Source organism: Rossellomorea pakistanensis (assembly GCF_016908495.1).
Taxonomy (GTDB): domain Bacteria; phylum Bacillota; class Bacilli; order Bacillales; family Bacillaceae_B; genus Rossellomorea; species Rossellomorea pakistanensis.
The window spans coordinates 1,491,479-1,504,482 of sequence record NZ_JAFBDZ010000001.1 but is presented as its reverse complement, the minus strand read 5'-3'; the positions used below and the strand labels follow the sequence as shown (position 1 = coordinate 1,504,482).

Sequence of the window (13,004 nt, the reverse complement as noted above, 5' to 3'; positions counted from 1 at the left end):
AAAAGTACCTTTCATATAATACCATTAGCCAGAACAAGGCATCTCTCGCATATTACTATTAGAACATTATTATCATAAATATATGATCCTTGCAATTAAAAAGAAAAGAGGGATATTATGGGGAAAATGACGACCTCGATCAAAACAAAAGAAGCCATTATTGATGCTGCCATTGTTTTATTTAATACAAAGGGGTATGACGGCTCCTCAGTAAGAGATATTGCAAGTAGAGCTAGAGTGAACTCCGCTAATATATCTTACTATTTTCATGGGAAACAAGGCTTACTAGAGGAATGCTTTACTAGATTCTTTGAGACGTATTTGCTTTGCCTAGAAAATGCGGTAGATGAGCTTGGGAAGTCACCTACAGATTTTTGTTTGAAAAACGCGATAAAAAACATCTTATATTTCCAAAGTGATCATCACCTATTATCGAGGTTCGTCTGGCGTGAAATGTCAATAGACTCTCAAATTGTCCGGGAAATTACTTCCTCCTATCTTATGAAGGAAAAGTACCTTTTGAAAAAAGTAATTGAGCAAGGAATAGAGGAGGAACTATTTCTTAAACTTCCGGCAAATATTCTTATCATCCAATTAAAGTCCATGTTATCGATGCCCTACTTGAATGCCCAATATTTACGGGAAGTATGGCAATTGTTTCCTCAAGAAAAGTACTTTGTTGAGCGGTATTATGAAGCAATTGAGAGCTGGATTGATCAAACTTTAGTGAAAAATATCGAGATCTCTCCTCCAAATTATTTCATGCAAGTGAATTCACTTTAACATTACATTTCTCCCTTGTCCTAAGTCCCTTGCTTGATGTGCATCAGAGCCATAAATCAAAGGGATATTTAGTTTCAGGGCCTGCTGTGCAATATATTCTGGCGGGTATGAATCTTGGCAAAACCTCTTTGAGAATCCAGCGCCGTTATAATCTAGCTCTAATCCCTGTTTAGCGACTAGGAAGAGTATTTCATCTACTTTAGACTGAAAAGATTTCTGTAGCGGAAATCTTTTTTTGAATTTATGAACAAGTGTCATATGGCCAATTCTCTTCGGCTTATAGTGACCTAAATCTGCCTTAATTGAGTGAAGGACAGTATCATAGTATTTTTCGTGAATTTGCTCAAGAGAACCATAACGGCCGATCATCCCTTCAAAAAAGTCGGCACTATAATCTAAACAATCCCATGAGTCTTTATGTTTTAAAAAGTGAACTGATAGAATACTATCGTCTAAGCTTGGACCTACTTCATTCAATAGCTGGGTTGTTTCTTTTTCAAACCCCTCAATATAATCCACTTCCAAACCAGCTAAGATGGTGATTTGACCTTTATACTGATTTTTCATTTCGGTAATTTTAAAAAAGTATTCTTGTAGATGTTCCGATTTCATTCCACTGTCTTTTGTAGGGGTTGAATCCGTAAATCCTTGCGGAAGTGGAGCATGCTCCGTAAATGTCATCTGTTCATACCCTAGATTAAGTGCTGTTTCGATATATTTTTCAAAAGCATCGGTTGTACCATGTGGGCAATATGGAGTGTGAATATGTCCGTCATGAATCAATTTTTATCCCTCTTTTCGTTTGGCTGTGTTCTAAAAGATTGTTATTTTAGAACATAAATTTCGTAAAAAGCTTGGTTGGCGCGGAAACCAACTAACTCTTTTTCAAATAACAACAATGTTGATAAAAACAGCTTTTCGTTTTTAAACAAAAAAATCCTCCTATTTTTTCGCTAAAATTAGCTATTTATTGATATTTTTTTCAAATCCACTATGAAAATTAGAATTTAATAGTCAAAAATTGTCGCTAACATGGTATCATAAATAGAACAAGATACAATAATATTAAAATTTATTCATAGATTTTTAAAGTGGAAAGATGTACGGACAGGGGGCTTACGATGGAATATGTCATCGGTGGAATTATACTCGTAATTATTTTATGTATAACCGCATTTATTTTTAGAAGAAAATACTACCAAGAAGTCGATCGCTTAGAGGCTTGGAAAGTTGACATTATGAATCGTCCCATAGTTGATGAGCTTTCCAAAGTTAAACAGCTAAACATGACAGGTCAGACAGAAGAAATGTTCGAAAGCTGGAGACAACGTTGGGATGAAATAGTCGCCGTCGATCTTCCAAATGTAGAGGAGCTACTGTTTGATACCGAAGAATATACGGATAAATTCCGTTTTAATAAGGCGAAAGAAATGCAGAACAAAATTACGTCAACTCTTCAAAAAATAGAAGAAAAGATGGAAGAAATTCTAAAAGAACTTAAAGAGCTAATTGGCAGCGAGGAAAAAAATCGTCTTGAAATTGAGGAATTACAGGCAGATTTTCAAAGAGGAAAAAAACATCTGTTAGCACATCGACATACCTTCGGAGAAACAGCTAAGATTATGGAAGCCAAAATGGACGAACTATCCGAGAAGATCGATCATTTTCATGACTTAACTGAAAATGGGAATTACTTAGAGGCAAGGGAAGTCGTGTTAATCCTTAATGAAGAGTCCGATAAATTACTACATAATATGGAAATTATTCCTGCATTATTAACAGATTGTCAAACTCTTATTCCTTCTCAACTTAATGAAGTCGAGTCAGGTTTTAAGGAAATGGAAGCTCAAGGCTACAATTTAGATCATCTCCATATTGAAAAGGAAGTAAAAAGGATCAGAGATGATATTGAATCCTACCTTGCGTATATTGAAAAATTAGAGACCAAAGAGGTTGAAGAAGGAATAAGTAATATAAAAGACAGCATTGAAATTCTATATGATCTTCTTGAAAAGGAAGTTCACGCTAAACATTACGTATTACAAAACGAAGAAAAAACGACACAGCTGCTAAAAGAGATAAGAGAAGCAAATGAAGTAATAAAGCAAGAAACCAACTTTGTTCAACAAGGTTACCAGTTGTTAGATGAAGAGCTCGTTATTCCAATTGAACTTGAAAAGAAAATTAGTTCTTTATTTAAAAGATATGAAATTCTTCTTGTCAAAATCGGAGAAAGTCAATCAGCTTTCACTTATCTAAGGACTGAACTAAAAGAAATCCATCAGATTTTAGAAGGGATTAAAGAAGAGCAAAGGCAATATACGGAACATCTGCAAACATTAAGAAAAGATGAAATAGATGCAAGAGAGAAATTAGGTGAGCTTAAAAAGAAGGTTTCAGAAGCTAGCAGGTTAGTGATGAAAAGTAATGTACCCGGTCTCCCATCTGATTACAGTGCACTATTGGAACAAACACAAGAGAATATAGATGATGTTATCAGGTCACTTAATGAGAAACCACTTAATATGAAGTCGATTCAAAGCTATCTAGATCAAGCTATAGATACGGTGGAACACTTTTATGAGAAAACGAATGAACTAATAGAGAATGTGCTTTTAACAGAGAAGGTCATTCAATATGGGAATCGATACAGAAGCAAGGATGCAGGTCTTGCTGAAAGTTTAAATTCGGCAGAAGAATCATTCAGAAATTATGAATACCGAAGCGCGCTTGAACAAGCGGCAACAGCAGTTGAAAAAGTAGAACCAGGTGTGATTAAGAAACTGGAAGAATTATATACTAACGATCAAAAGTAAAACCCGTAGCATTTGCTACGGGTTTTACTTTTAGGCTTTTTCTATTTACTTAATGAGTCCTTTATTAACGTTAGCTATATGTTAACAGATTAAATCATATGGGTCTTACCGAGCTTCAATTGCTTTTTTGGATTCTCCCAAGATTAACGCGAGAATAAAACCAATAATCGCTCCTACAATGGCTGGGATAAGCCAACCGATGCCTTCATTAAAGAAAGGTAGAAAACTTAAAGTATCTGTAGCAAAGCTAACATCTAGTCCAGCCGTTTTTAAGCCGTCTACAAAGCTTACAATGCCAGTAGGAATAAGAGCTCCGATATATACAGTAGAATAACCGTTAAACCAATTGTGCATGAAGGACAGTAATATTAGCACAATCGCTAATGGGTAAATAATAATAAGAACTGGTAATGAAAAAGCAATTAATTGTGTTAAACCAACATTTGCGATAATCGCACTGAAGATTGACAAGATAACAACAAGTAACTTGTAGGAGACAGGTGAAATCTTTGCGAAATACTGTGCACAAGCTGATACAAGCCCGATAGATGTAGTAAGACATGCAAATGTGATGGCTAGTCCAAGAATGATTGTCCCTAATGAACCAAACAAGTGAGCCGCGGAGGCTGAAAGGATCGCACCACCGTTATCTTTAATGCCAATCGCTCCTCCACTAGTAGCACCGATATAACTTAATGATAGATATACAAGGGCTAGTAACATTGCTGCAATGATACCTGCAGTGATACAAACCTTCGTTAAAGAATGACGGCTAGCAACACCTTTTTCTTTAATAGCATTAATCACGACTATTCCAAAAACTAAAGCGGCAATCGTATCCATTGTAAGGTATCCTTCTAAGAACCCTTTAAAGAATGGACCTTCTATATAATCTCCCTGTGGTGCCTGTGCCTCCCCCATAGGAGTTAATATACTTTTTACAACAAGAATAATTAAGATAATAAGAAGAGCAGGTGTCAAAACATTCCCAATACGGTCCACTATTTTAGAAGGGTTCATTGCTAACCACATGGTTACCCCAAAGAAGATGATCGTGTAAATGAACAATGTTAACCCATACTTGGGTGTTCCTTCTGCTAAGAATGGGATAACTCCAATTTCATAGGCGACTGTACTCGTTCTTGGGATCCCGAATAAAGGACCGATTGCTAAATACATAATGACAGAGAAGATGATTCCATAAGTTGGGCTAACTCGAGTAGCTAGAGTTTGTAAGTCCCCGCCCGTTCTGGCTATAGCAATTATACCTAATAGCGGTAAACCAACCCCAGTGATTAAAAAGCCAATAATTCCTGTCCACACATTTTCCCCAGCTTGTTGTCCAAGAAAAGGTGGGAAAATCATATTTCCAGCACCAAAAAATAGGGCAAACAGCATTAATCCTATAGTAAGCACTTGACCTTTTGATAGCGCTTTCTCATTCATGGTAATACCTCCTGAATTAAAATGTTCCAATGAGCCTAATAAATAGTATCATACGTTGTGAAAAAATTGTCGAAAAAACAAATAATCAAAAAATTTAATATTTTAAGATAATTAATCGTTTGAAGTCAGACAACTATTATTGTCACAAAAAACTGTTAATTTATCAATGGAAATAAAATGATTTATGATAATTAGAAAGCCTATGAGTGGCTATATATAGCGAAAGACTCTTAGCTTTTAACGAGATGAAACGATTTATTACTCTAAGAAAAACTTCTAAAGAAAAAGCTTTCACTTTTTGTTCACAAATCAAATTATGTTACCATTATGTTTTGTAATCACCATTCTTAAAGAATGTTTTTTTACAATAGAAGGTCAATAATGTTTATTACTTCTTCACTAAGTTTGAATGATACAAATTTTGATTATAAATTTTATATAGTAGGTGTCACCTTCATGATTTATTTCGATAATAGTGCTACTACAAAACCAGACCCAGAAGTTTTAGAAACCTTTTTAAAAGTGAATCATTATTATTATGCGAATCCTTCTTCCATTCATTCCTTTGGAGGGAAGGTTGAGAAACTTTTACAACAAGCAAGGGCACAATTCGCTAGTATCCTTATGGTAAAAGAAAATGAAGTCTACTTCACTTCTGGGGGAACGGAATCTAATAACACAGCTTTAAAAGGAACAGCATTTCAATATCACAACCGAGGAAAACATATTATCACTACTTCCATTGAACACCCATCCATTATTGAATCTTGTGAACAACTTAAAAATTTTGGGTTTGATATTACCTATCTCACCGTTGATGGAAATGGGGTAATCGATCCTAATGAGCTTAAAAAGGCAATCAGAGAAGAGACGATCCTAGTCTCTGTGATGCATGTAAACAATGAAGTAGGCAGTATCCAACCTATCGATCAAATTGGACAGCTTCTAAAAAACTATCCTAAAATTCTTTTTCATGTCGATCATGTACAAGGCTATGGAAAGGTGGAACTTGATTTAACAAATATTGGCATTGATTTATGTACGATATCTGCTCATAAATTACATGGGCTAAAGGGATCAGGACTCCTTTATATTCGTGATGGAGTTCAACTCTCACCACTTATAACAGGTGGAGAACAGGAAAGAAAAGTGAGAAGCGGAACAGAAAATACGAGTGGTATTGTCGCTTTCGCCAAAGCAATAAGACTTGAAAAAGAAAGAAGTAGCGAGGGAGTTTCAATAATAAAAGAAATTCATGAATATTTGCGTACAGAGTTATCTTCAATTGAAGGAATCAGCATCCATACTCCCGAAACACTCGCTGCGCCACATATTCTTAATTTTTCAGTTAAACATTATAAAGGTGAGGTTATTGTACATGCTCTAGAAGAAATGGATATCTATGTTTCAACAACTAGTGCATGTTCATCTAAAAAAAATATTCCAAGTAGAACATTGCTTGCAATGGGAAGAACAGAGGAAATGGCAAATAGTTCAATCAGAGTAAGCTTAGCTTTTGAGAATACAATGGAAGAGGCAATAATCTTTATCCAATCATTAAAAAAAGTAATTTCTAATTTAGACAAAGTGATGAGGAGATCAGTATGATGTATGAACGCATATTAATCCGGTATGGTGAAATTTCAACAAAAGGTCGAAACAGAAAGCTTTTTATCAAAAAGCTTAGAGAGAATATATTGGAAGTATTAAAGGATCTCGGTAATATCCAGATTAATGCAAACAGAGATAGATTGCATATTTTATTACGTGATGCAGATGCAGATAAAGTGATAGAGAGGTTAAAACCTGTTTTTGGTATTCAGTCCTTTAGTCCAGTCGTAAAGGTTGATAAAGATATAGATGCAATGAAAAAAGCTGCATTAGAGCTGATGAAGAAAACACTAAAACGCAATCAAACTTTTAAAGTCTCTGCACGTAGAGCAGATAAATCATTTGAATATGATACGAACGAGATCAATTATCGATTGGGATCCTATATCTTAAGAAATACTGAAGATCTTACGGTCGATGTCAGAAATCCAGATATCAATATAAATGTTGAAGTAAGAAAAGAAGGCGTGTATCTTTCAAATGAAGTAATTCCAGGGGCAACAGGAATGCCTGTTGGGACAAGCGGAAAAGCAATGCTGATGCTTTCAGGAGGCATAGACAGTCCTGTAGCGGGCTATTTAACAATGAAGAGAGGCGTGGATATAGAAGCGGTTCATTTTCATAGCCCCCCATATACATCAGAAAGAGCAAAGCAAAAAGTAATGGACCTTGCTAGAAAATTATCAGTCTTTAGTGGGAAGGTTCGGTTACACATTGTTCCCTTTACTGAAATTCAAACAGTTATTCATGGTCAAGTGCCTGAAAACTATACAATGACATCCACTCGCAGAATGATGCTAAGGATTGCGGATGAAATTCGAATAAAAAATAATGGCCTTGCCATAGTCACAGGCGAGAGTCTAGGACAAGTCGCAAGCCAAACACTTGAAAGTATGTTTGCCATTAATGATATTACCAGTACGCCAATACTTCGTCCTTTAATTGCTCACGATAAATTAGAGATTATTGATATTGCCCAGAAAATAGATACACACGATATTTCCATTCTTCCCTACGAAGATTGTTGTACTATTTTTACACCACCGACTCCAAAAACAAAACCTAAGAAAGAAAAAGTTGAGTATTATGAGAGTTTTGTTGACTTCGATTCACTTATTCAAAAAGCTGTTGAAGGTACGGAAACTCTGGATTTAGGAGCGGCAGAAATGAAAGCTTTTCATGATTTTGAGGATCTATTATAAAGTTGAAAATTAGGAACAATTACCATCTTTAATTCTGGTATGAAGCCATGTGTTTTCGCACACTCTATACTCACAAGGAGGTGAATACACATGGCTAACAGAAGTTCAAATCAATTAGTAGCTCCAGGAGCTCAACAAGCAATCGACCAAATGAAGTTCGAAATCGCTTCTGAATTTGGTGTACAATTAGGTCCAGATGCAACTTCACGTGCTAACGGATCAGTTGGTGGTGAAATCACAAAACGTTTAGTTCAAATGGCTGAACAACAAATCGGTGGTTTTTCAAAATAATTAAATAGATATGGCTACAAGGAGCGAGAGAGATCTCGCTTCTTTCATTTTTCAGTAGATTCTAGTAAAAGGGGTTCCGGATAAGATAAAATCAAAAAAAGCGGAAATGAGAGGCATTTAAGGGAGTCGATTGAAGGCCTAAAAAAGCGAAAAAGCCAAAATGAGGACCTCAATAGAGCTGATTGAGGTCTTGAAAAAACGGAAAAACCAAAATAAGGATCTCAATAGAATGGAATAAGGACCTGAAAAAGCAAAAGAGTAAAATACTTTTACTGACAAATGAAATAGTGTAGCGATTCAAATGATAACCCAACATATCTCTGATTACAAAAAAGTCCCTCATTGTCAAAAATTTATTATTTAAAATATTAAGATAATTTTGTATAATGAATATGAGACATAACTAACTGAGGGGGATTACCATGAAGAGAGAGGATTTACTAGCACCAGATAAGTACAATCTAGTAGAAGAATTTGAAAGATTTTCATCAGATCAAGAAAAGGTAGCTCTCAAATGGCTAAGTGAACAAGGGGAACAGAAAGAAATTACATATGATGCTTTAATAAAAAATGCGAATAAACTTGGAAACGTTTTCTTAGAAAGTGGATTAGAAAAAGGCGATGTCGTTCTTGTGATGGTTCCGAGGTTAATTGAAGCATATGAGGTGTATACTGCCGCTTTAAAATGTGGGCTTGTTGTGATTCCAAGTTCAGAAATGTTAAGAACAAAAGATTTGAAATATCGAATCGAGCATGGGGATGTTAAAGCGGTCATTAGTTATTCGCCGTATGTCCATCAATTTAAAGATGTAGAGGAATTAAATGGGTTAAAACGATTTGTTATCGGTGAAGATCAACCAGATTGGCAGCATCTTGATTCACTAAAAGATAAAGCATCCGATCATTTAGATTTTGCCAAGACAAGCAGTGATGATATGGCGTTTTTATCCTATACGTCTGGAACAACAGGAAATCCTAAAGGAGTCGTACATACCCACGGATGGGCATATGCTCATTTAAAAACAGCGGCTAAAAAATGGCTCGCAATAGAAGAAGGAGATGTCGTTTGGGCAACGGCAGGTCCAGGCTGGCAAAAGTGGATATGGAGTCCTTTTCTGTCTGTCTTAGGTTCTGGAGCAACTGGATTAATCTACCAAGGGAAGTTTGATCCGACAAAATATTTAACACTTCTTCAGGATAATCAAGTAAATGTTCTTTGCTGTACACCGACAGAATATCGCATTATGGCCAAGGTTGATCATTTAGGTACCTATAACTTAGAACATTTGCACAGTGCTGTTTCTGCTGGCGAGCCTCTTAATAGAGAGGTTATTGAAGCCTTTAAGAAGCATTTCGATCTAGAGGTCAGAGATGGTTATGGACAAACAGAAAATACCCTTCTAGTCGGAATCATGAAGGGGATGGAACTTAAACCAGGATCTATGGGGAAACCTACTCCAGGGAATAATGTGGAGATCATTAATGAGGAAGGGAAACCATGTAATGTCGGAGAAGTTGGAGACATTGCGGTCCATGTTGAAACTCCAGCCCTATTTAAAAATTATTATAAAGACCCTGAAAGAACCTCCATGCAATTTAGAGGGGACTACTATATTACAGGGGATAAAGCAAAGAAGGATGAAGACGGGTACTTTTGGTTTGAGGGGCGCGGAGATGATATTATCATTAGTTCAGGCTATACAATCGGTCCGTTTGAGGTGGAAGATGCTTTAGTTAAACACCCTTCCGTTAAAGAGTGCGCAGTAGTTGGGAGCCCTGATGAAATCCGTGGAAATATTGTGAAGGCATTTATTGTCCTTAGAGATGGGATTAAGGCAGATGACCCTAATCTCATTACAGCTCTGCAAGAACACGTCAAAAAACTAACCGCTCCTTATAAGTATCCTAGAAAAATTGAATTCATTGATGAATTACCCAAAACAACATCTGGAAAAATACGTAGAATTGAACTTCGTCAAAAAGAACTAAGTACTTTAAGGAATTAATAAAATCATGTAAAATAAAGTAAAACTATTCTTAAAAGACTGACTTATTAGGGAGGTAATTCCTAGGAAGTCAGTTTTTATGTGTATGTAATTTTTTGATCCAATAAAATATCGTTAACAGGGATAAAGATAGGAGTAAAAGACATGGGAATATTATGGTTTAATGGTACGATTTATACGATGAGAAAAGAAAATGAAACCGTTGAAGCAGTATTTACAGAAGATGGATTGATTAAAGAGGTAGGAAATTTGCATGATATCGAAAACAAATACAAGCAAAGGATCACGAAACGAATAGACCTAAAAGAAAATGTTATGTTTCCTGGATTTGTCGATAGTCATATGCATTTAATCGGTCATGGTGAAACATTGATTCGACTGGATTTGTCAAATATGAAAAGTAAAGCCGAGGTATTATCAGCCATTCGAGCAAGAGTGGAAACGACTCCAGAAGGTAGTTGGATCATTGGAGAAGGATGGAATGAAAACCTTTGGGAGGATGCAGAGGTATTAACAAAATCTGAAATTGACGAAATGGTTCCACACCACCCTGTGTTATTAAAAAGGGTTTGCCGTCATGCGATGGTCGTTAATTCCGTTGCGTTGGAAAAGGCAAATCTTAACGAGAATACGGTCAATCCAATAGGTGGATTAATAGAAAAAGATAAAGAAGGAAAGCTTAACGGAGTATTAAAGGACAAGGCTCAAGATTTAATGATAGCTGCTCTGCCGGAGATTTCTCAAGTCTATTTAGAAAATGCCCTTAGAAATGCTATTCAAAACTGTTGGAAACTTGGTTTAGTCGGAGGACATACAGAAGACTTAAGCTATTACGGAAATTTCAACAAAACGTATCAAGCATTCATTAATGTAATTGAAGAAGAGAAATATAAATTTCGAGCACACTTACTTGTACATCATGAAGTAATAGAAGACTGGAAAACAGAAGGCCACTCCTTCTTATCGGGCACACCTTTTGTAGAGTTTGGAGCCATGAAAATCTTTGCTGATGGTGCTCTTGGGGGGAGAACGGCACTCCTTAGTCATCCTTATGCAGATGACCCAACTACACATGGAGTTGAAATACATTCGCAGGAGAAGCTTCATGAACTGGTGGAAAAAGCGAGAAGCTATGGCCTTCCAATTGCCGTTCATACTATTGGAGACCTGGCCTTTGAATATGTTTTACATTCAGTTAAAAAGCACCCTACAGTAGACAGCAAAAGAGATCGTTTCATACATGCCCAATTATTAAGGAAAGATTTAATCGAAGAAATGAAAAAGCATCCTATCGTTTTGGATATTCAGCCTAGATTTGTTCCTTCTGATTTCCCATGGGTGATAGATCGGGTTGGCCAAGAGAACATGACTTATAATTATGCATGGAAAACGTTATTGGAAGAAGGAATCCATTGTGCAGGTGGCTCTGATGCACCGATTGAACCGGTTGATCCATTACTTGGTATTCATGCAGCAGTAACTAGAACAAAACCATTCGATTTAGAAAAAACGGTTTATCAGCCAGAACAGTGCTTAAGTCCATTCGAAGCGGTTTCGCTTTTTACAAAAGGAAGTGCTTATGCTTGCCATCATGAGAATGATCGTGGATTGATTGATGTAAACTTCACAGCGGATTTTACTGTCTTAAATAAGGATATTCTCACCATTCAGCCTGATGAAATTTTATCAACTGAGGTATACATGACCGTTATCAATGAAGAAATCGTATTTACTACCAAAAAATAATGTTTGCCACCAGACTTCTTCTGGCAGTATAATGAAATTATTTCGAGTTTAGAAATAATTTTTTAGGAGGAGGGTGGCGTTATGAACCAAAAAGAAAAGGCAGGAATTCTTTATACCGCTTTTTCCTATTTTTTATGGGGAATACTTCCGATTTATTGGAAGTGGGTTCAACATGTTTCAGCAGATGAAATACTAGCCAATCGGGTTTTTTGGTCTTTTTGGTTTATGGTTGTCGTGTTAATCTCGACTAAGAAATGGAAAGAATTCACGGTTCTATTAAAAAATTTGTTCCAACGTAAAAAACAACTCGCCGCTCTAATTGCTGCTTCTTTACTAATAAGCGTGAACTGGTTTGTTTATATATGGGCAGTCAATACAAATCAAATGGTTGAGGCAAGTCTAGGGTATTATATAAATCCTCTTGTAAGTGTTTTATTAGGCGTCATTATTTTAAGAGAATCTCTTTCGAAAGCTCAAATTCTTTCGTTTTGTCTAGCAACGATTGGGGTATTGATTTTAACGATATCCTATGGACAAATTCCGTGGATAGCATTCATCTTAGCCGTATCCTTTGGCCTTTATGGGTTAGCGAAAAAGCTAATTAAAGTTGATTCGGCTATAGGGCTGACATTAGAGACGATGACAATAGCTCCAATCGCTCTATTGTATATGCTTTTTTTAATGAGTAAGGGTGATTCATCGTTATTTGTTATATCAATCAATACAGACTTATTATTAATCGGGGCGGGAGCTATAACCGCCATACCTCTTTTATACTTTGCAAGAGGTGCTCAAGCTATCCCGCTTTATATGGTCGGATTCTTGCAATATATCTCGCCTACGCTAACATTGATCCTGGGTGTGTTAGTCTATGACGAAACATTTTCTCCTACACATTTTGTAGCCTTTACTTTTATCTGGTTAGCACTTGCCCTATTCTCATTTTCACGTGTGCGGGCAATGACAGCTAGACGTAGAAGTAACTTAAGTGCATAACAAAGGGACTGTCCATGGAGGCAGTCTTTTCAGTTTGTTTTCATTGTTCTCCTACGTAATATTGTCCTTCATCGTCTTCATGAAAGTCTATTCTAAATCATATGAAT

At 36.2% G+C, this 13,004-nt stretch carries 10 protein-coding genes; 8 read left to right on the top strand and 2 right to left on the bottom strand.

Features of this window, described 5'->3' with window-relative positions; genetic code table 11:
• The first annotated feature begins 117 nt into the window (after positions 1-117).
• The gene (gene refZ / locus JOC86_RS07335) at positions 118-783 is read left to right on the top strand and encodes a forespore capture DNA-binding protein RefZ (RefSeq protein ID WP_419096026.1); all 666 of its coding nucleotides are present in this window, start codon (positions 118-120) and stop codon (positions 781-783) included.
• On the opposite strand, the gene hisJ is transcribed toward refZ, so the two are convergent.
• Positions 775-1,566, bottom strand: a complete 792-nt coding sequence (gene hisJ / locus JOC86_RS07330; RefSeq protein ID WP_205169585.1) for a histidinol-phosphatase HisJ — start codon at positions 1,564-1,566, stop codon at positions 775-777. The genes refZ and hisJ overlap by 9 nt on opposite strands.
• A gap of 338 nt (positions 1,567-1,904) precedes the next feature.
• On the opposite strand from hisJ, the gene ezrA reads away from it, so the two are divergent.
• Positions 1,905-3,599 carry a septation ring formation regulator EzrA gene (ezrA, locus tag JOC86_RS07325; protein WP_205169583.1) on the top strand — a complete coding sequence of 565 codons (1,695 nt, stop codon included), beginning with the start codon at positions 1,905-1,907 and terminating at the stop codon, positions 3,597-3,599.
• 105 nt (positions 3,600-3,704) lie between these two features.
• Here the strand turns inward: ezrA and brnQ are convergent, their stop codons facing one another.
• Positions 3,705-5,045 carry a branched-chain amino acid transport system II carrier protein gene (brnQ, locus tag JOC86_RS07320; RefSeq protein ID WP_205169581.1) on the bottom strand — a complete coding sequence of 447 codons (1,341 nt, stop codon included), beginning with the start codon at positions 5,043-5,045 and terminating at the stop codon, positions 3,705-3,707.
• Between the two features lie 456 nt (positions 5,046-5,501).
• Between brnQ and JOC86_RS07315 the strand changes: the two genes are divergently transcribed.
• The 6 genes from JOC86_RS07315 (at position 5,502) to rarD (ending at position 12,897) form a co-directional block, all read left to right on the top strand.
• The gene (locus JOC86_RS07315) at positions 5,502-6,653 is read left to right on the top strand and encodes a cysteine desulfurase family protein (RefSeq protein WP_205169579.1); all 1,152 of its coding nucleotides are present in this window, start codon (positions 5,502-5,504) and stop codon (positions 6,651-6,653) included.
• A complete protein-coding gene (gene thiI / locus JOC86_RS07310) occupies positions 6,650-7,858 on the top strand; it encodes a tRNA uracil 4-sulfurtransferase ThiI (protein WP_205169577.1) in 1,209 nt (402 codons plus the stop codon). Before JOC86_RS07315 ends, thiI begins: the two co-directional genes overlap by 4 nt.
• 90 nt (positions 7,859-7,948) lie before the next feature.
• Positions 7,949-8,149: an alpha/beta-type small acid-soluble spore protein gene (locus tag JOC86_RS07305; RefSeq protein ID WP_205169575.1), complete on the top strand. Its 201-nt coding sequence runs from the start codon at positions 7,949-7,951 to the stop codon at positions 8,147-8,149.
• Positions 8,150-8,571: 422 nt separating this feature from the next.
• Positions 8,572-10,155: an acyl-CoA synthetase MbcS gene (mbcS, locus tag JOC86_RS07300; RefSeq protein ID WP_205169573.1), complete on the top strand. Its 1,584-nt coding sequence runs from the start codon at positions 8,572-8,574 to the stop codon at positions 10,153-10,155.
• Positions 10,156-10,299: 144 nt separating this feature from the next.
• A complete protein-coding gene (locus tag JOC86_RS07295; protein ID WP_205169571.1) occupies positions 10,300-11,901 on the top strand; it encodes an amidohydrolase in 1,602 nt (533 codons plus the stop codon).
• Positions 11,902-11,982: 81 nt separating this feature from the next.
• The gene (rarD, locus tag JOC86_RS07290; RefSeq protein WP_205169569.1) at positions 11,983-12,897 is read left to right on the top strand and encodes an EamA family transporter RarD; all 915 of its coding nucleotides are present in this window, start codon (positions 11,983-11,985) and stop codon (positions 12,895-12,897) included.
• The last annotated feature ends 107 nt before the right edge of the window (positions 12,898-13,004 follow it).